Source organism: Planomonospora sp. ID82291 (assembly GCF_015711645.1).
In the GTDB taxonomy this organism is placed as follows: domain Bacteria; phylum Actinomycetota; class Actinomycetes; order Streptosporangiales; family Streptosporangiaceae; genus Planomonospora.
Map to the genome: position 1 here is coordinate 837,063 of NZ_JABTEX010000001.1, position 23,736 is coordinate 860,798.

At 73.7% G+C, this 23,736-nt stretch carries 20 protein-coding genes; 8 read left to right on the forward strand and 12 right to left on the reverse strand.

Annotation, left to right across the window (positions count from 1 at the left end):
* Nucleotides 1-17: 17 nt before the first annotated feature.
* The 5 genes from ptsP to HS045_RS03555 form a co-directional block, all read right to left on the reverse strand.
* Complete coding sequence (gene ptsP, locus HS045_RS03535; RefSeq protein ID WP_196449726.1) at nt 18-1,703, reverse strand: phosphoenolpyruvate--protein phosphotransferase; 1,686 nt, start codon at nt 1,701-1,703, stop codon at nt 18-20.
* Entirely contained in the window at nt 1,700-1,957 is a 258-nt protein-coding gene (locus tag HS045_RS03540; protein WP_196449727.1) for an HPr family phosphocarrier protein, read from the reverse strand. The genes ptsP and HS045_RS03540 overlap by 4 nt, the downstream gene beginning before the upstream one ends.
* Nucleotides 1,958-2,211: 254 nt before the next feature.
* Nucleotides 2,212-2,658 (reverse strand): PTS glucose transporter subunit IIA, encoded by a 447-nt coding sequence (locus tag HS045_RS03545; protein WP_196449728.1) that lies wholly within the window; start codon nt 2,656-2,658, stop codon nt 2,212-2,214.
* Between the two features lie 188 nt (nt 2,659-2,846).
* Nucleotides 2,847-3,083: a glucose PTS transporter subunit EIIB gene (locus tag HS045_RS03550; protein WP_196449729.1), complete on the reverse strand. Its 237-nt coding sequence runs from the start codon at nt 3,081-3,083 to the stop codon at nt 2,847-2,849.
* A 44-nt stretch (nt 3,084-3,127) separates the two neighbouring features.
* Nucleotides 3,128-4,162, reverse strand: coding sequence for an SIS domain-containing protein (locus HS045_RS03555; protein WP_196449730.1), 1,035 nt, complete (start codon nt 4,160-4,162; stop codon nt 3,128-3,130).
* Between the two features lie 159 nt (nt 4,163-4,321).
* Here HS045_RS03555 and HS045_RS03560 point away from each other — a divergent pair, with 159 nt between their 5' ends.
* From HS045_RS03560 to HS045_RS03570, 3 genes are all read left to right on the forward strand, one after another.
* Nucleotides 4,322-5,062 carry a GntR family transcriptional regulator gene (locus HS045_RS03560; protein ID WP_196449731.1) on the forward strand — a complete coding sequence of 247 codons (741 nt, stop codon included), beginning with the start codon at nt 4,322-4,324 and terminating at the stop codon, nt 5,060-5,062.
* A gap of 167 nt (nt 5,063-5,229) precedes the next feature.
* Nucleotides 5,230-6,576 carry a PTS transporter subunit EIIC gene (locus HS045_RS03565; protein ID WP_196449732.1) on the forward strand — a complete coding sequence of 449 codons (1,347 nt, stop codon included), beginning with the start codon at nt 5,230-5,232 and terminating at the stop codon, nt 6,574-6,576.
* A gap of 512 nt (nt 6,577-7,088) precedes the next feature.
* Nucleotides 7,089-7,598: an Rv3235 family protein gene (locus HS045_RS03570; protein ID WP_196449733.1), complete on the forward strand. Its 510-nt coding sequence runs from the start codon at nt 7,089-7,091 to the stop codon at nt 7,596-7,598.
* A 170-nt stretch (nt 7,599-7,768) separates the two neighbouring features.
* Here HS045_RS03570 and secA read toward each other — a convergent pair whose 3' ends face one another.
* Nucleotides 7,769-10,570 (reverse strand): preprotein translocase subunit SecA, encoded by a 2,802-nt coding sequence (gene secA / locus HS045_RS03575; protein ID WP_196449734.1) that lies wholly within the window; start codon nt 10,568-10,570, stop codon nt 7,769-7,771.
* Nucleotides 10,571-10,867: 297 nt separating this feature from the next.
* On the opposite strand from secA, the gene HS045_RS34135 reads away from it, so the two are divergent.
* Together HS045_RS34135 and HS045_RS03585 are read left to right on the forward strand one after the other, a co-directional pair.
* Nucleotides 10,868-11,227: an HGxxPAAW family protein gene (locus tag HS045_RS34135; RefSeq protein WP_230883413.1), complete on the forward strand. Its 360-nt coding sequence runs from the start codon at nt 10,868-10,870 to the stop codon at nt 11,225-11,227.
* Nucleotides 11,228-11,349: 122 nt separating this feature from the next.
* Nucleotides 11,350-12,528 carry a winged helix-turn-helix domain-containing protein gene (locus HS045_RS03585; RefSeq protein ID WP_196449735.1) on the forward strand — a complete coding sequence of 393 codons (1,179 nt, stop codon included), beginning with the start codon at nt 11,350-11,352 and terminating at the stop codon, nt 12,526-12,528.
* 60 nt (nt 12,529-12,588) lie between these two features.
* On the opposite strand, the gene HS045_RS03590 is transcribed toward HS045_RS03585, so the two are convergent.
* The 6 genes from HS045_RS03590 to mtrA form a co-directional block, all read right to left on the reverse strand.
* Nucleotides 12,589-13,293: a response regulator transcription factor gene (locus HS045_RS03590; RefSeq protein WP_196449736.1), complete on the reverse strand. Its 705-nt coding sequence runs from the start codon at nt 13,291-13,293 to the stop codon at nt 12,589-12,591.
* Nucleotides 13,294-13,387: 94 nt separating this feature from the next.
* Nucleotides 13,388-14,047 (reverse strand): ribosome hibernation-promoting factor, HPF/YfiA family, encoded by a 660-nt coding sequence (hpf, locus tag HS045_RS03595; RefSeq protein ID WP_196449737.1) that lies wholly within the window; start codon nt 14,045-14,047, stop codon nt 13,388-13,390.
* A 520-nt stretch (nt 14,048-14,567) separates the two neighbouring features.
* Nucleotides 14,568-15,272, reverse strand: coding sequence for a ComF family protein (locus HS045_RS03600; RefSeq protein ID WP_196449738.1), 705 nt, complete (start codon nt 15,270-15,272; stop codon nt 14,568-14,570).
* Nucleotides 15,273-15,370: 98 nt separating this feature from the next.
* Complete coding sequence (locus HS045_RS03605; RefSeq protein ID WP_196449739.1) at nt 15,371-17,176, reverse strand: LpqB family beta-propeller domain-containing protein; 1,806 nt, start codon at nt 17,174-17,176, stop codon at nt 15,371-15,373.
* Nucleotides 17,166-18,908 (reverse strand): MtrAB system histidine kinase MtrB, encoded by a 1,743-nt coding sequence (gene mtrB / locus HS045_RS03610; RefSeq protein WP_196449740.1) that lies wholly within the window; start codon nt 18,906-18,908, stop codon nt 17,166-17,168. The genes HS045_RS03605 and mtrB overlap by 11 nt, the downstream gene beginning before the upstream one ends.
* Before the next feature lie 36 nt (nt 18,909-18,944).
* On the reverse strand, nt 18,945-19,622 hold the full coding sequence (gene mtrA, locus HS045_RS03615; protein ID WP_030907316.1) for an MtrAB system response regulator MtrA: 678 nt from the start codon (nt 19,620-19,622) through the stop codon (nt 18,945-18,947).
* 348 nt (nt 19,623-19,970) lie between these two features.
* On the opposite strand from mtrA, the gene HS045_RS03620 reads away from it, so the two are divergent.
* The 3 genes from HS045_RS03620 to HS045_RS03630 are packed head-to-tail and all read left to right on the forward strand — an operon-like array spanning nt 19,971 to nt 23,589.
* Nucleotides 19,971-21,599, forward strand: a complete 1,629-nt coding sequence (locus HS045_RS03620; RefSeq protein WP_196449741.1) for a glycerophosphoryl diester phosphodiesterase membrane domain-containing protein — start codon at nt 19,971-19,973, stop codon at nt 21,597-21,599.
* Nucleotides 21,587-22,258 (forward strand): DUF4129 domain-containing protein, encoded by a 672-nt coding sequence (locus HS045_RS03625; RefSeq protein ID WP_196449742.1) that lies wholly within the window; start codon nt 21,587-21,589, stop codon nt 22,256-22,258. Before HS045_RS03620 ends, HS045_RS03625 begins: the two co-directional genes overlap by 13 nt.
* Complete coding sequence (locus HS045_RS03630; RefSeq protein ID WP_307827368.1) at nt 22,255-23,589, forward strand: DUF4350 domain-containing protein; 1,335 nt, start codon at nt 22,255-22,257, stop codon at nt 23,587-23,589. The genes HS045_RS03625 and HS045_RS03630 overlap by 4 nt, the downstream gene beginning before the upstream one ends.
* The last annotated feature ends 147 nt before the right edge of the window (nt 23,590-23,736 follow it).

Genomic DNA, 23,736 nt, shown 5'->3' on the forward strand with positions numbered 1-23,736 from the left:
CCGGACGGCCCGGATTCTCAGAGCCCCAGCTCGGACAGGCCCGGCAGGTGCGCGCGGGCGGCCTCCCGCGCCCGCGCGGGGGAGGCGGCCGCCCGCGCGGCCCGCGCGGCGAGCCGGCACTGCTCCCGGCCGTGCCGCGCCAGGGCCGCCCGTACGGCGGGCAGCGCGGGGGCGCTCATCGACAGCGAGGTCGCGCCGAGCCCCACCAGCACGCAGGCGAGGGCCGGGTCCCCGGCGGCCTCCCCGCACACCCCGCACGGCCGGTCCCGCCCCGCGGCCCCGGTCACGGCCGCGGCGACCAGGTCGAGCAGGGCGGGCTGCCAGGCGTCGTGCAGCGCGGCCAGCGCGGCCACCTGGCGGTCGGCGGCGAAGGCGTACTGCGCCAGGTCGTTGGTGCCGATCGAGAAGAAGTCGGCCTCGGCGGCCAGGTCGGCGGCGCGCAGGGCGGCCGAGGGCACCTCGATCATGACGCCCGCGGACGGCAGGCCCGCCGCCCGGCACGCGGCCGCGAACAGGGCCGCCTCCTGGGCGGTGGCCACCATCGGGGCCATCACCCGGAGCCCGGCCGTGCCGCGGGAGGCCGCCCGCGCCAGGGCGGCCAGCTGGGTCTCCAGCACCTCGGGGTGGAGCCGGAGGAGCCGGATCCCGCGCTCCCCCAGCGCCGGGTTCGGCTCCTCGCCCGGCGGCGGCAGGAACGCCAGCGGTTTGTCCGCCCCCGCGTCGAGCGTGCGCACGACGACCTGCCCGCCGGGGAACGCCTCCAGCGCCTCCCGGTAGGCCGCCTCCTGCTCCTCGGCGGACGGCGCCTCCTCCCGGCCCAGGAAGAGGAACTCGGTCCGGTAGAGCCCCACCCCCTCCGCGCCGTGTTCCAGCGCGTCCGCCAGGTCCTGCGGCCCGCCGATGTTGGCCAGCAGCGGCACGGCGTGCCCGTCCGCGGTCGCGCCGGGGCCGGTGGCCGTCGCGAGCGCGGCCCGGCGGACGTCCGCGGCCCGGCGGGCGGCGGCCACCTCCTCGCCGGAGGGCGCGAGCCGTACCAGGCCCGAGGAGCCGTCGGCGAGCACCGGCGTGCCCGGGGCGACGGCGGTCGCGCCGGGGCACGCCACCACGGCCGGCACGCCCATCGCCCGCGCGATGATCGAGGTGTGGCTGGTCGGCCCGCCCTCCTCGGTGACGAACGCGGCCACCTGGTCCGGGGAGAGCAGCGCGGTGTCCGCCGGGGCCAGGTCGCGGGCGACGAGCACGTACGGCTCCGCCCCGGCGGGCGGCGCGTCCGCCACCGGCCGGCCGTCGAGGACCGCGAGCGCCCGGTCCCGGACGTCGTCCAGGTCCGCGACGCGGGCGGCCAGGTACCCGCCGGCCTCGGCGAGCATGCTCCGGTAGCGGCCGAATCCCTCGTAGACCGCACGCGCGGCGTTCTTCCCGGCCCCGACCAGCCCGGCGACCTCGTCCGCCAGGCCGGGATCGCACGCCATCAGGGCCTGCGCCCGGAGGATCTCGCCGCCCTCGCCGCCGGCCCGCTCCCCCCGCTCCTGCAGGTCGGCGGCGACCCGCTCCAGCGCGCGGAACGCCCGGTCCCGCTCCGCCTCGGCGTCCCCGTCGTAGGGGACGTCGGCCGGCGGCGCCGGGACCGTCCCGGACATCACGTGGGCGGGCCCGAACCCGGCGCCGGGGCTCACGCCGGTCCCCTGGAGCGTCCCGCTCACGGCGCCGACGCGATCTCCGCCAGCCGGTCGAGGAGTTCTTCCGCCCCGTCGCCCTCCGCCCTGATCACCACGGTGTCGCCCTGGCGGACGTCGAGCGAGAGGACGCCGAGGATGCTCTTGGCGTTGACCGGCCTGCCGCCGGCCTTGGCGACCGTGACGTCCAGCGCGGCCTTGGCCGCGGTCTGCACGAACGTCGCGGCGGGACGGGCGTGCAGGCCGACCTCGGCCTTGACGATGACGTGGCGCTCGGGCACGGGCTTCCTCCTGAAAGATCCGGCCGGATGGTCTAGACCACCTGGCTCGTTGCCTGGTCGGGGGAGGCCGGTCGGCCCCGCCGGGTCACGACCGCGGGACGGCCCCGCGGTCCCCGGCGCTTCCGCCCCGTGCCCGGGGCCTCTCTTCAGCGAGACCCGGTCACGGGGCCTCATTCCCCCCGAGAATGCACATCGCACTCACGTCCCATTCTTCCTGAAGATCCACTTTTCGGCTCCCGCGCCGCCGCCGGTGCTCACGCCCAGCGGAAGAGCGCGTCCCCGGCGTCCACCGCCCCGTCGGCGATCTCCGTGACGGCCTCGGCGAACGCGTCCAGCGCCACCACCGGGCAGACCGGGGAACGCCCGCCCGCCTCGATCCCGGCGGGGTTCCAGGCCACCACGGGCTGACCCGCGCTCACCCGGTCGCCCTCGGCGGCCAGCAGCTCGAACCCCTCCCCCCGCAGTTGCACGGTGTCGATCCCCAGGTGGACCAGGATCCCCCGGCCGTCGTCCCCCACCACGACGAACGCGTGCGGGTGCAGCTTGTGGATCCGTCCCGCGATGGGCGCGACCACCCGGCCGGGCCGGCGCGCCGGATCGATCGCGGCTCCCGGCCCGACCAGTCCTTCGGAGAACACGGGGTCGGGAACCTCCACGAGGCCGACGGCCGTCCCCGCGACCGGGGCCAGAACTGCGGTCATCACCCTCCCTCGGGCGTGCGTGCCCGCGCCGGCGGGGACGATCCCCGCCCTGCCCGGCCCGACGGGCCCCGCCTGCGAGCCCGGCGGTCCGGGCGGTCCAGGCGAGCCCGGCGGTCCAGGCGGTCCCGGCGGTCCCGGCGGTTCCGGCGGTCCCGGCGGTCCGGGCAGGGCGGGCGCCCGCCGGACCCTCAGCCGATGATGTCCACGATGTCCCCGGCGATGGTGTCGGCCTGGGGCCCCACGACCACCTGGACGACGTTGCCCGCGGCCATGACCCCGTGGGCGCCGGCCGCACGCAGCGCGGCCCGGTCGACCTTGGAGGCGTCGTGCACCTCCGTCCGGAGCCGGGTGATGCACGGTTCGATGTCGATGATGTTCTCCGCGCCCCCGAGCCCCGCGATGATCGCACCGGCGTCCGCCGCCATGTCGCCCTCCTGCCTCGATGGTCCGACCAGCCTAGGTCCGGACGTCAGTCCGTCTGGGTCACCTTGTTGAGGCCGCGCGGCGCGTCGGGGTCGATCCCCAGCCGGCGCGAGAGGGCCTCGGTGAGCAGCTGACCGGGGACGATGAGGCCGAGCGGGGCGACCCACTCGGGCAGGTCGGGCCCGTTCAGCGCCGCCGTGCCGGCCGCCGCGAGCCGGGGGCCGCCGCCGACGGTGAAGGCCGCCGCCCCGGCGCCGGTGACCCGCTCGGCGAGCGCCACGGTGCCGTCCAGGGTCGGCCCGTCGCCGGCCGCGACCAGGACCGCCGGGGTGTCGGCGTCCACCACGGCGATCGGGCCGTGCAGCAGGTCGGCGTAGGACAGGCCCATGGCGTGCAGGTAGCAGGCCTCCTTCAGCTTGAGCGCCGTCTCCAGGGCGGTGGAGAAGGCCAGGCCGCGCCCGGAGACCACGACGCCCGGCTTGTCGGCCAGTCCGTCGACCACCTCGTCCAGGTCTCCGGGGTCGCCGATCAGCTTCTCCACGGCCTCGGGGACCCGCCGCAGATCTCCGGGGTCGACGTCGGCGCCCAGCCCGAGGCCGAGCACGGCCAGCGCGGCGAGCTGGGTGGTGTAGGTCTTGGTCGCCGGGACGGCCTCCTCCTCGCCCGCCAGGGTGCACAGGGCGAGGTCGGCGGCCTGCGCGAGCGGGCTCTCCTCGCCGCCGTTGGTGACCGCGACGGTCCTGGCGCCGCAGTCCCGGGCCCAGGCCAGGGTCTCCACGATCTCCTCGGTCCGGCCGGACTGGGACAGGCCGACGGCCAGCACGCCGTCGAGGTCGAGCCGGCGCCGGTAGGTGGTGGCGATCGAGGGGGCCCCGAGGGTGGACAGGCGGCCCGCGTGCGCCTCGGCGAGGTACCGGCCGTAGACTGCGGCGTTGTCGGAGGTGCCACGGGCGACGAACAGCAGCTGCCGGGTCTCCCGCGCCAGGCGCTCCACCTCCCCGACCCGGGGGAGAAGGGCGTCCAGCGTGGCCTGCAGCGCGGCGGGCTGCTCGGCGATCTCGCTGCGCATCTTGGTCGTCATGTCGCGCTCATCCTTCGGTCGGACAGGCGCGATCGGGCCGTTATCGATCCGTCGCCGGTCCGTACGTTGACACCCTTTTCCGGCCTGTGGTCTAGTCCGGACTAGACCAGTACGAACCATAACCCATCAGACATTCCATATCGAGAGGGGGCGGAATCCATGGCGCAGATCGATCCGGACAGCCCGATCCCGAAGTACTTCCAGCTCCGCGAGATCCTGCTCGACCTCATCGACAGCCACGAGCTGGCCATCGGCACGGCGATCCCGTCCGAGCGCGAGCTCTGCCAGCGCTTCGGGCTCTCCCGCATGACCGTGCGGCAGGCGGTCGACCACCTGGTCTCCGAGGGCAGACTGCAGCGCGTCGCGGGAAAGGGCACCTTCGTGGCCCGACCCAAGATCGAGATGCCGCTCCGGCTGACCTCGTTCAGCGACGAGATGCGCGCCCGCGGCATGGAGCCCGGCTCGCGCGACCTGGACCGCCGGGTGGTCCGGGCCAGCGCCCACCTCGCCAGGGAGCTGGGCATCCAGCCGGGTGAGGAGGTGCACTTCATCGAACGGCTGCGCACCGCGGCCGGTGAGCCCATGTGCATCGAGCGGGCCCACATCCCCGTCTCCCTCGCACCCGACCTGGCCGCCCACGACCTGACGGGCCGCTCCCTCTACGCACTGCTGGAAGCCCGCTACGGGCTGATGCTCGACGCGGGCGAGCTGACCATCGACGCGGGCATCGCCGACCCCGGCGACGCCGACCTGCTCAAGCTGCCGCGCGGCGGAGCCGTCCTGCTCCTCCAGCGGCGCTCGTTCGCGGGAGGCGTCTGCGCCGAGCTCGGCGTCTCCACCTACCGCGCCGACCGCTACCAGCTGCGCACGGTGCTGGAGACACCGGTGCGCCGCGCCTGACCCCGCCCCCTCCGGCCCCCTCACCCCCCACTCCCCCACCCCCCCTTCACCGGCCTCGGTCAGCCCTACCGGTCCCTCTCGGCCCTCGCGGCCCCTCTCGCCCACTGGAGAACGTCCGGTCACACGCTCCCGGCCCGAGGGCGGGGATCTCCACGCTGGAGGAATCGATGAGCTCCACCTCAGCGGGCGCGGCGGCGTCCGGATCGGGCTCCGGCTCCGCCGTGATGGGCGTGCTCCAGCGGCTGGGCCGCTCGCTCATGCTCCCGATCGCGGTCCTGCCCGCCGCCGGCCTGCTGCTCCGGCTGGGCCAGGACGACCTGCTGGGCCGTACGGACAACGCCTTCGCCGACGACGCGGCCCACGTGCTCGGCACCGCGGGCGGCACGCTCTTCGACAACCTGCCCATCCTGTTCGCGATCGGCGTGGCCATCGGCTTCGCCAGAAAGGCCGACGGCTCCACCGCGCTGGCCGGGCTCGTCGGCTACCTCGTCTTCCACGCCGTCAGCATGAACGTGTTCTTCACACTGTTCGACGAGGACCTGAAGAAGTCGATCACCACGCAGGTCTTCGACCCGGCCGCCCCGGGCGTGCCGAGGACCGTGCTCGACCTCGGCGCGCAGAACCCGACCGGGGTGCTCGGCGGCATCGCCATGGGCCTGGTCTCCGCGACCCTCTGGCAGCGCTTCCACCGGACGAGGCTCCCCACCGCGCTGGCGTTCTTCAGCGGCCGCCGCCTGGTGCCGATCCTCACCGCCTTCGCCGGACTGGTGATCGGGGTGGCCGTCGGCTTCGTCTGGCCGGTCCTCGGCGGCTGGGTCCGCGCCTTCGGGGTCTGGCTCGCCGAGAACAGCACGCTGGGCGCCGGCGTCTACGGCATGGTCAACCGCGCGCTGCTCCCCCTCGGCCTGCACCACATCGTCAACAACATCGTCTGGACCCAGGTGCCCGCCTGCGTGGCGGAGACCGGCAAGCGGCTCGCCGGCGACCTGGTCTGCTTCACCAACGGCGTCCAGGGCTACGGCGGCTTCGAGGCGGGGTTCTACCCGGTCCTGATGTTCGGCCTGCCCGCCGCGGCGATCGCCATCTGGCGGGCCGCCCCGCCGCACCGGCGCACCGCGGTCGGCTCCATCATGGTCTCGGCCGCGCTCACCGCGTTCCTCACCGGGATCACCGAGCCGATCGAGTTCGCCTTCATCTTCGTGGCCCCGGTCCTGTTCGTCGTGCACATCGTCCTGACCGGCGTCTCCCTCGCCGTCGCCTCGGCGCTGGGGGCCAAGCTCGCCTTCGGCTTCTCCTCCGGCCTGATCGACCTCGGCCTGTACGGCACCGCTCCCAACGCGCAGGGGGTGCCGGTCCTCATCGCCATGGGACTGGTCTACGCGGTGGTCTACTACGCCGTGTTCGGCTTCCTGATCCGGCGGCTGAACATCATGACGCCGGGCCGCGAGCCCGAGCCGGACATCGATTCCGGCGACACGTCACCGGAATCCATGCCCGGTCCCGCCTCCTCCTGACCCCGTCCTTCGAGCCCCGCCCTTTCCGAGACCTGCCCCTCCTCAGCCCCGCCCTTTCCGAGACCTGCCCCTCCTCAGCCCCGCCCTTTCCGAGACCTGCCCCTCCTCAGCCCCGCCCTTTCCGAGACCTGCCCCTCCTCAGCCCCGCCCTTTCCGAGACCTGCCCCTCCTCAGCCCCGCCCTTTCCGAGACCTGCCCCTCCTCAGCCCCGCCCCCGCTGTCACCACGACCGTCCGTTTCCCTGTCCGCCGTCACCGCGGCGTCCCGACCACCGCGTCCCGGCACCCCGGCCGCCTCCGCGAGGCAGGTTCCGGTCGTCCCTCGAAGGACGCGAACGTGTCCGGAACCTGTTTCCCGTGGGCGGAGGCCGCTCCAACTTCAGGTGATCTTCCCCGCACAACGGGCGGAACGGCCGCGGTTCTCCGGAAAGCTGGCGCGCGACGTATCCGGGCGGGGGACCGGAAACTCCTAGAGGTGTCCGTTCCGCACCGACCCCTCGAACCGGAGCCGCCATGTCTTCCGCACCGTCCCCGGCGCCCCTCCCCCGGATCACCCCGTCGCCGCTGGCCGAGCCGCCCGGCGACGACGAGCGGGCCGCCCGCGCGTCCGCGTCCGCCCCGCCGTACGTGCAGGGCGCCCTCGCCCTCGCCATGGATCCGGAACCCGCCGTCCCCGCGATCCGGCGACCGCTGGTCTGGGGGCCGCCCGGCGCGGTCCCGGACGCGCGCCGGCTGCGCGCCCTGGCGCAGGCCGTGGCCGAGATCCTGGCCGGACGGCGGCCTCCGGCCAGCGTCTCCCGCCACCTGACCCGCCGGGCCCACGCGGAGCTCATCCGCACGGGAAAGATCATCGACGGTGCGCTCCCCCCGCGCGCGGGCATGCCGCACGTCTCCCAGCCCCGGGACGGGGTGGTGGAGATGTGCGTGCTCGTCCGCTGCGGTGAGCGCTCCCGCGGGCTGGCCCTCAGACTGGAGCGCCGGGGCGTGCAGTGGTTGTGCACCGACGTCGAGACGACCCCCTGACCTCCGCCGTCCCGGCGGTCCGCACCGCGGGCGGCCCGGAGAACGCCGAGGGCCCGCACCGCGAACGGTGCGGGCCCTCAAGAGGGAACCGGCCCTGCCCGGTCCACCTCGGCCTCCCGGCCGCTCCCGGAGACCGGAGAGGCCGGAGAGGCCGGGGATGCCGCGGAGATTCAGGCCCCGGCGTGCTTCGGGTCTCCGTGGCAGCGCTTGTACTTCTTGCCGGAGCCGCAGGGGCAGGGGGCGTTGCGCTCGACGTCGCCGTAGGCGTCCCGCTCCTCCTTCGTGCTGACCCGCGTGTGCTCCACCTCTCCGGTCTCGCCGGGCGCGGTGTACTGCAGCTCGCTGGGCCGCTGCGGACCGCGCAGGCCCCGGGCGATGATGGAGCGCGCCTCCGCGACCGCCTCGTCCTCGTCGGCCGCCGCCTGCTCCTCGACGATCGGGCTGGTCTGCACCTCGACCTCGAGGTTGAACAGGTAGCCGACCGACTCCTCCTTGATGCCCTCGAGCATCTGGGAGAACATCTCGAAGCCCTCGCGCTGGTACTCGATCAGCGGGTCGCGCTGGGCCATCGCGCGCAGGCCGATGCCCTCCTGGAGGTAGTCCATCTCGTAGAGGTGCTCGCGCCACTTGCGGTCCAGGACCGACAGGATGACCCGGCGCTCCAGCTCGCGCATGGCCTCCGGCCCGAGCTCCTCCTCGCGGCGGTCGTAGGCGGCCAGGGCGTCGGCCTTGACCTTCTCCGCGAGGAACCCGGCGGACAGCTCCTCGCGGCTGCCGGCCTCCTCGACGACGCCGTCGACGGTGAGGCTGATCGGGTAGAGCTGCCCCAGCGCCTTCCACAGCTTGTCGAGGTCCCACTCCTCGGCGAAGCCCTCCGCGGTGGCGCCGGCGATGTAGTCGTCGACGACGTCGCCCACGAAGCCGCGGATCTGCTCGTGCAGGTCCGCGCCCTCCAGCACGCGGCGGCGCTCGGCGTAGATCACCTTGCGCTGCCGGTTCATGACCTCGTCGTACTTCAGGACGTTCTTGCGGATCTCGAAGTTCTGCTGCTCGACCTGGTGCTGGGCGGAGGCGATGGCCTTGGAGACGATGCCCGACTCGATCGGGACGTCGTCCGGGATGTTCAGCCGCGTCATGATCATCTCGACCCGGGCCGAGTTGAACAGGCGCATCAGGTCGTCCTCGAGCGAGAGGTAGAACCGCGACTCGCCCGGGTCTCCCTGGCGACCGGAACGGCCGCGGAGCTGGTTGTCGATGCGGCGCGACTCGTGCCGTTCGGTGCCCAGGACGTAGAGGCCGCCGAGCTCGGTGACCTCCTCGTGCTCGGTCTTGACGGCCTCCTTGGCCTTCTCCAGCGCCTCGGCCCAGGCCTTCTCGTACTCCTCCGGCGTCTCGACCGGGTCCAGGCCGCGGCCGCGCAGCTCCTGGTCGGCGCGGAACTCGGTGCTGCCGCCGAGCTTGATGTCGGTGCCGCGGCCGGCCATGTTGGTGGCGACGGTGACGGCGTGCTTGCGGCCCGCCTCCGCGATGATCGACGCCTCCCGCGCGTGGTTCTTGGCGTTGAGCACCTCGTGCTTGACGCCCCTGCGCTTGAGCTCCTTGGACAGCCGCTCGGACTTCTCCACGCTCGTGGTGCCGACCAGGACCGGCTGGCCCTTCTCGTAGCGCTCGGCGATGTCCTCGACGCAGGCCAGGAACTTGGCGTCCTCGGTCTTGTAGACCACGTCCGCCTGGTCCTTGCGGATCATCGGGCGGTTGGTCGGGATCGGGACGACGCCGAGCTTGTAGGTCTGGTGGAACTCGTTGGCCTCGGTGGCCGCGGTCCCGGTCATGCCGGACAGCGTGGTGTAGAGGCGGAAGTAGTTCTGCAGCGTGATCGTGGCGAGGGTCTGGTTCTCGTCCTTGATCTTGACGCCTTCCTTCGCCTCGATGGCCTGGTGCATGCCCTCGTTGTAGCGGCGGCCGTGCAGGACGCGACCGGTGAACTCGTCGACGATCAGGACCTCGCCGTCGACGACGATGTAGTCCTTGTCCTTCTTGTAGAGCTCCTTGGCCTTCAGCGCGTTGTTCAGGAAGCCGACCAGGTGGGTGTGCTCGGGCTTGTAGAGGTTGTCGATGCCGAGCCAGTCCTCGACCTTCTCCACCCCGGACTCGAAGATGCCGACCGTGCGCTTCTTCTCGTCGACGGCGTAGTCGCCGGTGCTCTCCTCGCCGTCCTTGCCCTCGGTGCCCCTGCGGAGCCGGGGAACGATCTTGGCGAACTCGGCGTACCACTTGCCGGACTGCTCGCCCGGACCGGAGATGATCAGCGGGGTCCGGGCCTCGTCGATGAGGATCGAGTCGACCTCGTCGACGATGGCGAAGTTGTGGCCGCGCTGGACGCACTCCTCCAGCGACCACGCCATGTTGTCGCGCAGGTAGTCGAAGCCGAACTCGTTGTTCGTGCCGTAGGTGATGTCCGCGTCGTACTGCTTGCGGCGCTCGTCCGGCGGCATGTTGGCCAGGATCACCCCGACCTTGAGGCCGAGGAAGCGGTGGACGCGGCCCATCTCCTCGGCGTCGCGCTTGGCCAGGTAGTCGTTGGTCGTGACGATGTGCACGCCCTTGCCGGACAGCGCGTTGAGGTAGGCCGGGAGCGTCGAGGTGAGGGTCTTGCCCTCACCGGTGCGCATCTCGGAGATGTTGCCCATGTGCAGGTTGGCCCCGCCCATGATCTGCACGTCGAAGTGGCGCATGCCCAGCACGCGCCGGGCCGCCTCGCGGACGGTGGCGAAGGCCTCGGGAAGCAGATCGTCGAGGGACTCTCCGTCGGCGTGGCGCTGCTTGTACTCCTCGGTGAGGGCGCGCAGCTCGGCGTCGGTGAGGCTCGTGAAGTCGTCCTCGATGGAATTGACCTGGTCGGCGATCCGCTTGAGCTTACGCAGAAGCTTGCCTTCGCCTGCGCGAAGAATCTTGTCGAGAAAGGCTGGCACTTTAGGTAAAGCTCCTCGCAGGTCTTCCGCGGCCGGGCAGGCCCGGATGAGGACGAGACATGGTTCTCCGCTGCCATCGTAGGCGGTTCCACCACCGGACACATCCACCATGGATGACGCGCCCCGCGGCCACGGTGTTCCCGGACCGTCCCAGGACCGCTCCCGGACCGCTCCCGGACCGCCCTCGGGCCTCCTTCGCGGGGAGTACGGCCCAGCGTGGAGGGGTAGGTCGCCTGCTGTCGTACATCGCACGAAAAAGACGGCGGACGCGCCACCATGCACGAGGAGACGTGGAACGTGACCGAGACCGCATCCGGCCCAGCGCCCGAGACCGGCCACGGGGGCGGCCACGGGGACGACGGCATCCCTGGCGACCGCGGGGACCGCGGCGGCGGGGGGCGCGAGGGCTCCGGCGACGGCGGCCACGGCGGCCACGGCGGCCGGGCCTCCTCCTGGCTGGCCGTGACCGTGAGCGTGCTGGGCTTCGCCATCGGGGGCGTCGGGCTGACCGCCGGCCCCGACTGGTTCGTCTTCTGGCTGGGCGCGGCGGTGTTCGCGCTGGGCGGCATCCTGCTGCTGGCCTTCGGCGCCTTCGGCGACGTCGTCGTCGACGCCCCCCGCACCCGCGCCGGGCACCGGGAGGGCGTCCTCGGCTGACGACCGGAACACCGGTGTGGCGTCCTCGGTGGTGTTCCCGGTGGCGTTCCCGTCGGTGCGGCGCGTTAGCCTCGCCCCATGCTGATGCGCTGCTCCCCCCTGGATCCCCCCGGGAGGCGGCCGTGACGGTCGCGCTCCCCGCCGACGAGGCCCGCCGGATCATCCTGCGCGCCCAGGGCTTCCTGGGCGCCGACGCCCGCCGCGGCGGCGCGTCCGCCGCCCTGCGCCGCCTGGGCGCCGTCCAGCTCGACACGATCTCCGTGCTGGCCCGCTCCCACGAGCTCGTCGCCTACGCGCGTCTCGGCGCGGTCGGCCGGCAGCAGGTCGAGCAGGCCTACTGGGACGCCCCGGCCCGCGCCTTCGAGTACTGGTGCCACGCCGCCTGCATCCTGCCCCTCGACGACTGGCCCCTCTACGCCTTCCGGCGGCGCGCGTTCCGGGAGCGCACGTACCGCTGGCACGAGGTCCCGCCGATCGTGGACAAGGTGCGGGAGCAGGTCCGCGCGAGCGGCCCCGTCACCACCACCGATCTCGGCGGCGCCAAGAACGGCGGCCCCTGGTGGGACTGGTCCGACACCAAGATCGCCATCGAGTGGCTGCTGGACACCGGGGAGGTCGTCTGCACCCGGCGCGTCGGCTGGCGCCGCGTCTACGACCTCGCCGAACGGGCCGTTCCCGCCGCCCTGCTGGCCGAGGACCTCACCGACGCCGAGTGCATCGCCCGCCTCGCCCGCACGGCCGGCCGCGCCCTCGGGGTCGCCACCCGGTCCGATCTCGTCGACTTCCTCCGGTTGACGGGCCCGCACGCCGCGCTGCTGGACGCGGCGCTGGCGGACGGCGCCGCGGGGCTGGCCGAGGTGCGGGTCGAGGGCTGGACCGGCCGCGCGGCGGTCACCTGGGCCGACCCGGCGGCGCTGGCCGCTCCGGCCCGGGGCCGCCACCGCACCACCCTGCTCTCGCCGTTCGACTCGCTGATCTGGGACCGCGCCCGCACCGCCCGCGTGTTCGGCTTCAACCACCGCCTGGAGGCGTACGTCCCCAAGGACAAGCGCGTCCACGGCTACTTCGCGATGCCCGTGCTGAGCGGGGGACGGCTGATCGGCCGGGTCGACCCGGCCCGCGAGGGCTCCACCCTGGTCGCCCGCCAGATCGGCGTCGAGCCGGGGGTCGACCCGCACCGGGCGGTCGAGCCGCTGGCCGAGGCGCTGCGCGAGGCCGCGGCCTGGGTCGGCTGCGACGCCGTACGCGTCGAGCGCGCCGAGCCCGCGCTGCACCGGGCCCTCACCGCGGCGCTCCCCTGACCGGCGGGGCGCCGCGGACCGCGCGGTGCCCCCCGCGGCCGGGGAGCGGCCACCGCGCGGTCAGGTGATCTCGAGCATCCGCTCCCGGACCGCGTAGACCACCGCCTCCATCCGCGAGTGCAGCTGGAGCTTGTCCAGGATGTTGCGGACGTGGTTCTTCACGGTGTTCTCGGAGATGAACAGCTGCTTGGCGATCTCGCGATTGTTCATCCCCTTGGCCACCAGGCGCAGCACCTCCATCTCCCGGTCGGTCAACCGGGGGGCGGGGAGCTGGGGAGGCCGCTCGGCCTCCTTCCTGCTCATGGTCGCGAACTCGTTGATGAGCTTCGTGGCCATCGCCGGGTTGATGAGCGACTGCCCTTCGTGGACGCCGCGCACCACCTCGGGGACCTCGTCGAGCTGGACGTTCTTCAGCAGGTAGCCGGTGGCCCCCGCCTTGATCGCCTCGAAGAGGTCCTCCTCCTCGTCGCTCACCGTCAGCATGATGATCCGGACGCTCGGCGCGGAGGCCTTGATCTCGCGGGTGGCCTCGATGCCGCTCCGCCGGGGCATCCGGACGTCCATGAGCACGACGTCCGGGGTGAGGCGGTCGGCGAGCTCGACCGCCTCCTGGCCGTCGCTCGCCTCGCCGACCACCTCGATGTCCGCCTCCGCGGCCAGCGCCATCTCCAGGCTGCGGCGGATCAGCGCGTGATCGTCGACGATCAGCACGCGGATCGGATCGCCGCGCTCGGCAGCACGGGCCGCCTCGTCGGGTTCCGTCACGCCTCCTCCTCGGGGGGCCAGAGCCGTTGGACCGCCATGATTACACGGGTTCAGGGTCCTCGGGTTGGTCGGAGAGGATCTTCGAACGCTGCGGTCAGGGCTCCACGAGCCGCAACACGCCGTAGTTGTAGCCCTGGCGCAGATAGACGACGCTGGGCAGACCGCTCTCCTTGTCGCGGAAGAGGTAGAAGTCGTGGCCCACCAGCTCCATCTCCAGCAGGGCCTGGTCGATGGTCATCGGGTCGGCCTTGTGGAACTTCTCCCGGACCACCAGGGGGCCGTCGCCCTCCATCTCGATCGGGACGATGGTCTTGTCCTCCAGGACCTCGCCGCCGGCCTCCGGCTCCTCCTCGGCCGTCTTCAGCCGGATCCCGGCGCCGTCGGCCTCGAAGGACTGGGCGACCGCCGAGGCGGTCAGCTCGGCGATCGACGGGGGGTTCTGGCTGCCGTGGTGCACCTTGCGCCGGTCGGCCAGGCGCCGGAGCCTGCCCTCCAGCTTGCCGAGGGCGATGTCGAGGGCGGAGAAGCGGTCCTCGGCCGAGGCCTCGGCCCGGACCGCGGGACCGCGGGAGTGGATGGTGAGCTCGACCCGCTCGCGCTGGTCGGCCATGCGCGGGTTGCGCTCCTTGGACACCTCCACGTCGACGCGGATGAGTTTTTGGTCCAGACGCTCGATCCTGGCCAGCTTGGTCGTCACATGGTCACGGAATCGGTCACTCACTCCGGTGTGCCGACCCTTGACGATGATGTCCATGCACAGCCCCCCTTCGGCTCTCGACTGCGGTGTTGCTGCGGCACCCGCCCGGCCGACCTGGTCTTCGTCCCCACATCCGCCTGCTGAGGGTCTCGCAGCTCTTTGCCACTACTGCCCTTCTCTTCTGGCGAGGAACATCTGGCTCCCCGGGAAGGCAGGACTTACCTCTAAGCCGCACCGTGATCGGTCGACAAAAAGTCGCCTTACGTGGACCGTTTCGCCTGCGGCTGGCATCGGCTAGCCGGACCGGCCCCCTTGCGGGGGTCGATCCGGTGCAACCACGGACCCGGGCGGGTGCCATGTCTCGACGCTATCCGTATCGCGACCGAATGTCAGCCTGGCGACCGGCGCGAGGATCACTTTGGGTGATTTCTTCGCGGGTGCGAGGTGCGGGAGATGACCGCTTCCCCGATCCGCCGTCCCTTATGTGAAGCCTTCTCATGTCCTCCGCGGGGGATCGGAGCCGCGATTGGGACACGGCGGGGAGGCCGGCGGGCGGGACCGATACTTGATCCGCCCTTTACCGTGCGTGATCGTCGCGCGGTCGCTCCCGTCGGCGTGTCGCCGCCACCGTGACGGCGAGCCGCGGCTCGGCGCCCGCCGCGCGGAGCACCCGTGCGGCCTCCGCGAGCGTCGCGCCGGTCGTGACGACGTCGTCGACGAGCACGACGACCCTCCCACCCCCCAGGAGGGCCGCCAGGGACCCGCTCGCCCCCGGCGTGAGGCGGAGCGCCGAGGAGAGGTTCTCGGCCCTCTGGAGCGCGTTCAGGCCCGCCTGGTCGGCGACCCGGCGGCGCTGGGCGAGCGCCTGCACCGCGGTCGCGGGCCAACCGGCGGCCCTGAGGTAGCCGGCCGCGAGGACGGCGAGCCTGCCCACCGGGTCGTGCCCGCGCCGCCGCAGGGCCGGGCGGGAGCTGGGCACCGGGACGAGCACCACGGGGTGCCCGCCCACGGCGGTGCCGGCCGTCAGCGCCAGGGCGCCGGCCAGCGGGTGGGCCAGGGCCGTACGGCCGTGCTCCTTGTAGGCGAGGATCGCCCGGCGCGCGGCTCCGGCGTAGACGGTGGCCGACCAGCACTCGGGCAGGCCGGGCGGGGAGGGGGCCGGCGTCCGGCGGGCGGGCTCACCGCGCAGCTCCGCCGTGCAGCGGGGGCAGACGAGGACGCCGGGCGCGTCGCACCCGGCGCAGCGCGGCGGCAGGACGAGATCGAGCAGAGCGGTCGTCACGCCCACCAAAATGCCAGGTCCCACCGACAGAACCCGGGTCCGGGGCGGGACCGCCGGCCCCGCCTGCCCGCCCGGGCGGGCAGGCGGATCCGTCCCGCCTACCCGAGCGGGAAGGCGGGGAAGGCGGGTCCGTCCCCGGTGACGACCGCGACGCCCTTGCCGTCCTTGACCTGCGGCTCCCAGGTGTCCCCGTCCCAGTAGAGGACCTGCATCTTGCCGTCGTCGTCCGCCACGCCGGCCAGCAGCGAGTTGTTCTTGTTCAGCGCGGCGATGCTCCGGATGCCGGGGGGCGAGGGGATGCTCTGCGACGGCTCGGCGATGAGCGAGGCCTCGAACAGCTCGGACTTGCCGGTCAGCACGTAGAGGGTCGTGCCGTCCTTCCAGGCGATGTCCTCGATGGTCTGCTTCTCGTCGCCGTCCATCACGGTCTGCAGGTTGCCGATGCGGCTGTCGGCGCGTTCTCCGACGACCGCGCCGATCATGACCTTCTCGCCCGTGCCGTCCTTGACCGCGACCGCGACCCGGACCCCGTCCCGGGCGACCTTGAGCGCGGTGACCTCGACCGTGTCCAGGTCGGGCGCGGCCACCCGGTACTGCCGCCTGTCGTCGGCGTACTGCCGCAGCACCACCGAGGTCTGCGGGCCGGTCCGGTCCACCGTCCACATCGAGTCGTAGCGGTCCCACGAGGGCGGGACGAGGTCGTTGCCGACGGCCCACTGCTCCCACTGCCCGTCCGGGGTGAGCGGGGCCACGGAGACCCGCCTGCCGTCCTTCGACACCGCCGCCACGTGCCGGGGGGCGGACCCGCTGACCGCCGGCGCGGCGGCGGGCGAGCCGGCGTACTCCCGCCCGGCGCCGCCCGGCACCGGGCCGCCGACGTTCTCCTTGCCCAGCACCCGCAGGCCGCCGTCCTGCAGGTAGTACGGGGCGGCGTCCACCGGCGCCATCCACCGGTCGAACCGCAGGTGCTCCTGGGCGTCGATGTGCAGCGGGGCGCCGGAGCGGTACGGCTCGCCGTTCACCCGCACCTCGAAGCTCGAACCGCCGGCGAGCTTGGAGAGCGTCCCCGCCAGCTGGGCGGACATCGCGGCGACCCGGTCGGCCGGCACCCCCTCGGTCAGGTCGACGACGACGCGGTTGTTCTCGGTCGTGACGTCGATGAGCCTGGTGTCCGAATCGAAGGCCGTCTCCACCGCGCCCCGCAGCGACCCGCTCGGCCCCTCGATCAGCCGCTCGACCGTCGTCTTGGCCAGGGTGGAGGCCGGGTCGACGGGCATCTGGATCCGGTCGATCACCAGGCCCTGCCGCTTGGCGTCCAGGAAGTACAGGTCCACCGGCTCGTAGGCCCGCTCGACGTCGGCCTGCGAGAGCAGCAGCCCGTCCGGGCCCGCGCTGATCCGCCAGCCCTTCGGCCCCTTGACGAGGGTGAAGAGCTCGTCCAGCGTGCCGCCCTTCGGCCGGTACTGGCCGTCCCGGTCGATGCTCGCCGTCACGGCGCCCTTGAGCGTGACTCTGGCCTCCGTGGCGCCCTCGGCCAGCGGCGCCGTCACGGACGGGGCCGGCTGGTAGACCGTCACCCCGGTCTCCGGCTTCCAGCGCGCGGCGAAGTCGTCGGTGAGGTACCGGCGGGCGGCCTCGTGCCGCTCCTCGCCGATGCTCGCCATCGCGGCGCGGAACCCCGTGACCACCTGCTCGGGCGTCCAGGAGGAGGCCGGCGCCATGGCGATCACCCGTGCGTACGGCGGGTCGAGGGGGTTGCCCTGGTCCCGGTCCTCCGCGACCGTGGACCGGCCGGTCGGCACGACCGAGCAGGCGGCCGCCGACCAGGACAGCGCGGCGGCCAGGAGCACGGCGCCGGCGCGCCGCGGCATCCGGCCGGCCCGGCCGGTCCGGCTAGTCCGCATCCCGTCCTCCGTCCGCCGACGCCGGGGAGAGCACCGGCGTCATGTGTCCCCGCCACGTCCGCCGCATCTCCACCTCCGGCGGGACCAGCGGCAGCGGCGATCCGCGCAGCGGCACCCCGGCCGTCCGGGGCAGGGAGAGCCGGAACTGCGACCCCTCCCCCGGCGCGCCCCACGCCTGGAGCCAGCCACCGTGCAGCATCGCGTCCTCGCGGGAGATGGCCAGGCCCAGGCCGGTGCCGCCGATGGTCCGCGCCCGGGACGGGTCGGCGCGCCAGAACCGGTCGAAGACCATGGTCTCCTCGCCCGGCTTCAGGCCCACCCCGTAGTCCCGCACCGCCACCGCGACCGCGTCCCGGTCGGCTCCGACCGAGACGACGACGTCCCTGCCCTCGCCGTGCTCGATCGCGTTGAACAGCAGGTTGCGCAGGATGCGCTCGACCCGGCGGCTGTCCATCTCGGCCATGCACGGCTCACCGGGCAGGCGCAGGTCGAAGCGGGTGGAGTGGCGCTCGGCCAGCGCCTCGGAGTCGGCGACGGCGCGCAGCACCACGTCGCGCACGTCGACCGAGTCCACGTCGAGCGTCGCGGCCCCCGCGTCGTAGCGGCTGATCTCCAGCAGGTCGGCCAGCATCGACTCGAACCGCTCCAGCTGGTTCTGCATCAGCTCCGCCGAGCGGGCGGCCATCGGGTCGAAGTCCTCGCGGGCGTCGTAGAGCAGGTCGGCGGCCATCCGCACGGTGGTGAGCGGGGTGCGCAGCTCGTGCGAGACGTCGGAGACGAACTGCCGCTGGACCTGCGAGAGCTCCTCCAGCTGATGGATCTTGAGCGCCAGGTTCGCCGCCATCTCGTTGAAGGAGGTGCCCAGGCGGGCGAGGTCGTCCTCGCCCCGCACCTTGAGCCGCTCGTCCAGCTTGCCGGCGGCCAGGCGCTCGGCGGCCTGCCGCGCGAGCCGTACCGGGATCACCACCTGCCGGGTGACCAGCGAGGCGATCGCGGCGAGCAGCAGCACCAGCCCGGATCCGACCACGATGAGCATCTGCTGGAGCGAGGCCAGCATCTTCTCCTCGCGGTCCAGCGGGACCAGGTGGTAGATCTCGTAGCCGCCGTCGAGCCGCGGCGCGCCGGTGGTGTCCAGGCGCGTGCCGATCACCACTCCGGGGACCGCGTCGCTCGTCCTGCCCTCGTAGTACAGCGGGAGGAACCAGGCGGCGTTGCGGCCCGGCTCGTTCTTCTCCACCTCGGCGCGGAGCCGGTCGGGCACGCTCTTCGGATCGATGTTGGTGGTCCCGAAGAACTCCCCCGGCAGGTTCTCGTTGCGGATGATCACCGAGTAGCGGCTCGCCGAGCCCGCCCGCTCGGCCAGCGCCTGGGTGGCCCGGCTGAGCGGGCTGTCCCCGCCGCCCTGCGACGCCTCCCCCTGGTCGGCGGGGCGCTCGGAGGTCTCGTGCTCCGGCTGGGTCAGAAAGCCGAGGACCGCGTTGCGGTCGGCCTGCGCCTCGCTGATCGCGGCCCGCACCCGCGACTCCAGGACCGACTGCTGGATCTGCTGCATGAGGAAGACGCCCAGCACCGCGACCACCACGATGGAGATGACCATGGTGCTGGTGACCACGCGCAGCTGCAGGGAGCGCCAGAAGACCCGGCGCAGCCGGCCGGCGGCGCGCCGGGTGCGCCGCCGGACCCCCCGCGCCAGCTGGCGCGGGGTGCGGCGGCGCTTCTTCGCGGGGACCATGTCGGATTCCGGGGGGCGGGAGGAGCCGGGCGGGCCCTAGGCGGGACCGGCCTTGTAGCCCACGCCGCGGACCGTGACCACGATCTCCGGGTGCTCCGGGTCCTTCTCGATCTTGGCGCGGAGCCGCTGGACGTGCACGTTGACCAGGCGGGTGTCGGCCGCGTGCCGGTAGCCCCAGACCTGCTCCAGCAGGACCTCCCGGGTGAAGACCTGGCGCGGCTTGCGGGCGAGCGCGACCAGCAGGTCGAACTCCAGCGGGGTGAGGTTGATGGTCTCCTCCTCCCGCTTGACGGAGTGCCCGGCCACGTCGATGGTGATGTCGCCGATCTGCAGGATCTCGGGCGTCGGCTCGTCCGTGCGGCGCAGCCGCGCGCGGACCCGGGCCACCAGTTCCTTCGGCTTGAACGGCTTGACGATGTAGTCGTCGGCGCCGGACTCCAGGCCGAGCACCACGTCGATGGTGTCGCTCTTGGCCGTCAGCATGACGATCGGGACGCCGGACTCCGCGCGGATCCTGCGGCACACGTCGATGCCGTCGGCGCCGGGCAGCATCAGGTCCAGCAGCACCAGGTCCGGGCGGGTGTCGCGGAACGCGTCGAGCGCCTTGTCCCCGTCGGAGACGAAGGAAGGTTCGAACCCCTCTCCGCGCAGCACGATGCCGAGCATCTCGGCGAGAGCGGCGTCGTCGTCGACGACCAGCACGCGTCCTTTCATGGCCCCTCATTCGTTTTACGCAGTCAGGGAGTTTCTATGGCAAACCACACGATCACCGAAGGTTACCCTTGTCCGGCCACCAGATGACACGATCCCCCATTCGGCCGTCCGGGTGCTGAATCTTAGGCGTACCGCCCCGTGGAACACGCGGCGATCCTCCACCCCGTCGGCCGCCTCCTCCCCGGCGACTGCGGGCGCCGGGGACGGGCGCGACCTTCTCCCCAGTCTGCGGCAGACGACCGCGTCTCTGCCATCCCTCCGGCATCTCCCGCCGGGTTCCTTCCCGGAAGAACACGGCGGGATCCCCCGAACGGCCCGATGTGGGATCCGACATGCCAGGATTGGGATATGTCAGACGGTCACGGCTCCAGTCCCGACACGCCATCCGGCTGGGCGTCCAACCAGCCGCCGCCGTACGGCGGGCAGGGCCCGGCGCCGTGGGCCGCACCCGGCGCCGGCGGAACGCCCCCTCCCCCCGGCTCCCCGCCCCCGCAGGGCCCCGGCGGCCCGTACGGCCGGCAGCCCCCGCCCCCGGGCGGCCAGCCGTACGGCCAGCAGCCCCCGGGGCAGAACCCCTACGGCGGCCAGCCGTACGGCGGACCGCCGTACGGGCAGCCGGACTACGGCCAGCAGGGCTACGGACAACAGGGCTACGGCAAGCAGACCTACGGCGCGCCCGGACCCTACGGCTACGGGGGTCCGCCCGCGCTCAAGCCCGGCGTCATCCCGCTGCGCCCGCTCACCCTCGGCGACATCTACAACGGCGCGGTCCAGTTCATCCGCGACAACCCCAAGGCGACCCTGGGCCTGTCCGCCGCGGTGGCCGTCGCCCTGCAGGTCATCTCCGTGATCATCACGGTGGTCATCCTGGGGTCCCTGGCGGCCTCGTTCAGCGACATGATCACCTCACCGAGCCGGCCGAGCGACTCCGGCGAGGTCCTCAGCATGGTGGGCGGCGCCATCGCGGGCGTGTTCGCCGGCGTCTTCGCCACCCTCGTCATCCAGATGATCGGGGTCGTGCTGCTGAGCGGCATGCTGACCAGCGTGCTGGGGCGCGCGGTGTTCGGCGAGCACATCTCGATCGGGGAGGCCTGGCGGCTCACCCGCGGCCGGGTGCTCCCCCTGCTGGGCCTGGCCGTCCTGTCGGCGGTCATGGTCTACGGCGCCTTCATCGCGATCTTCATCGTGGGCAACGTCCTGCTCGCGGTCATCATCGCGGCGAACGGGCCCGGCTGGCTCGCCGCCCTGCTCCTCATCGCCTGCCTCCTGAGCGCCGTCGTCGTGGCGGCGTTCCTCTACACCAAGCTCAGCCTGGCCGGACCGGTGATCGTGCTGGAGCGGGCCGGGGTGGGCACCGCGATCAGCCGCTCGTTCCGCCTCGTCAAGGGCGACTTCTGGCGGGTGTTCGGCATCCTCCTGCTGACCGCGATCGTCACCGGGCTGGTCAGCACGGTCATGGGCCTGCCGTTCACCTTCCTCAGCCAGACGGTCAGCCCTCCCGACCCCCTCACCGCGATCCAGACGGGCGTCGCCGGCCTCGCGCTGACCGGCCTGGGCGGCATCATCGCCTCGACCATCACCTATCCCTTCTCCGCCGCCGTCACCGCCCTGCTCTACGCCGACCGCAGGATGCGCGGCGAGGCGTTCGACCTGGTGCTGCAGACCGCCGCCGCGGAGCGCGGGCGGGGCCTCGGCGCGTCTCCCGAGGACCTGTGGCACCCCTCCCACGCCGCGGGCCACCACGGCTACGGCTCCCCGCAGGGCGGCTACGGCCCCCCGCCGGGTCACGGGGTCCCGCCCCAGGATCCCGGCCAGGCTTACGGCGGGCAGGGCTACGGCGGGCAGGGCTACGGCGGGCAGGGCTACGGCGGCCAGGGATACGGCGGCTCCGGCCAGGGATACGGCCCTCCGCAGCAGGACCCCGGGCAGGGCGGCCACGGCTCCCCTCCCCAGGACCCCGGAGCATGGCCCCGGTGACCGTCCCGCCGATCGCTCTGCCGACCGCCGGCGGCGTCCCGGTCGACATCGCCCGCGACGACGCCAGGAGCGCGGCCGTCCGCGAGCTGGCCAGGCCGATCTATCCGAAGGAGTCCTGGTGGGACCGGATCTCCGGTGCCGTCCGGGACTGGCTGGAGAACCTCCTGGACGCCGCCGCCGGGCTGCCCGGCGGATGGTTCTCGATCCTCCTGCTGGCCTTCGTCGTCCTGCTCGTCGCCCTCCCGGTCCTGTCGATGGCGCGCCGGGCGACCCGCGCCCGGACCGCCCGGCGGGGCGAGCTGTTCGAGGCCGCGGCCCGTCCGGCCGCCGAGCACCGGGCGGAGGCCGAGCGGCACGCGGCGGCGCAGCGGTGGGCGGAGGCCGTCAGGGAGCGCCTGCGGGCCATCGCCCGCGACCTGGAGGAGCGGGCCGTCGTCGAGGAGCTGCCCGGCCGCACCGCGGACGAGCTGGCCGCCGAGGCGGGCCGTGCGCTGCCCGGTTTCGCCGGGGAGCTGGCGGAGGCCGCCCGGCTCTTCGACGACGTCACCTACGGCGACCTGCCCGGCACCGCCGAGGGGTACGGCCGCCTGGCCGGACTCGACGACCGGCTCCGCGCCGCCAGGCCGGTGCTGTCGGGACTCCCGGGAGGGGCCGCGTGACCGCCGGCACCCCGGACGCCCCGCACGGCACCCCGGACGCCCCGCACGGCACCCCGGACGCCCCGCACGGCACCCCGCACGGCACTCCGGACGCCCCGCACGGCACCCCGGACGCCTCCGTGCGCGGGGCCGCCGGCGTACCCGCCTCCGCGCCCGGCGGTCCCGGGGCCGCCGGCGTGCTCGCCCCCCCGGTCCCGGCGCGGAGCACGCCCGTCTCCCCCCGGGTGCGCGACGCCTGGGCACGCTGGCGCGGGCCGCTGGGCGTGCTGGCGCTCCTGGCCGCGGTCGCCCTGGTGACCGCGCTGGTCACCCGGCCGGGCTCCGGCGGCTACCTCGGCGCCGAGTCGACCACCCCGCGGGGCGCGCACGCCCTCGTCCAGCTCCTGCGCGACCGGGGCGTCGACGTACGGCCCGCGGACACCGTCGAGGAGGCCCGCGAGCTGACCGGCCCCGACTCCCTGCTGGTGGTCGCGCAGACCCAGTTCCTCGCCGACGAGGCGCTGCTGCGCGACCTCGCCGCGCTCCCGGGCGACCGGCTGCTCGTCGAGCCGGTGACGCAGGCGCTGCAGGCCCTCGCCCCCGAGGTCGGCGCGGGCGCGCTGACGGACGTGGAGTCGCGGGCGCCCGGCTGCGAGCTGCCCGCCGCGGTGCGGGCGGGCACCGCCGTGACCGGCGGCGTCTCCTACGACCCGCCGCCCGGGGCGCGCAGCTGCTACGGCGGCGCCCTGGTGAGCTTCCCGTCCGGCGGCCGGACCGTCACCGTGGTCGGCTCCGGCGAGTTCATGACCAACGAGCGGCTGGCCGACGACGGCGACGCCGCCCTCGCGATGAACCTGGCCGGCGCCAGGTCCGCCGTGACCTGGCTGGCCCCCTCGCTGCCCCAGGCCGGAACGGCGGAGGGGAAGGCGTCCCTGCAGGACCTCGTCCCGCCCGGCGTCACGTGGGCCGCCCTCCAGCTCCTGGCCGCGATCGGGCTGCTCGCGGTCTGGCGGGCCCGCCGGCTCGGCCCGGTCGTCACCGAGCGGCTGCCGGTCGTGGTACGCGCCGCCGAGACCGTGGAAGGGCGGGGGCGCCTCTACCGGTCCCGCGGGGCGCGCGACCGGGCGGCGGCGGCGCTGCGGGCCGCGGCCCTGGACCGGCTCGTCCCCCGCCTCGGGCTGACGGCCGACGCCTCCCCCGCCGAGGTGGTGGCCGCCCTCGCCATCCGGACCGGGCAGAATGCCCAGCAGGCGGGCGCCGTCCTGTACGGCGCGCCGCCCGACGACGACGCCGGTCTCATGGCCCTGGCACGACACCTGGACATCCTGGAAAGGCAGGTATCGAACGCGTGAGCGAGCACAGCACCTCCGGGGAGGGGAACCCGTGACCACGCCCGACTCCCCGCACCAGCCGTCCGGTGAGCGGCCGGTCTGGCCCCCCGCGGACGCCGCGCGACCGACCGGCCCTCCGGCGGACGACGCCACGCAGCCCGTGGGTCC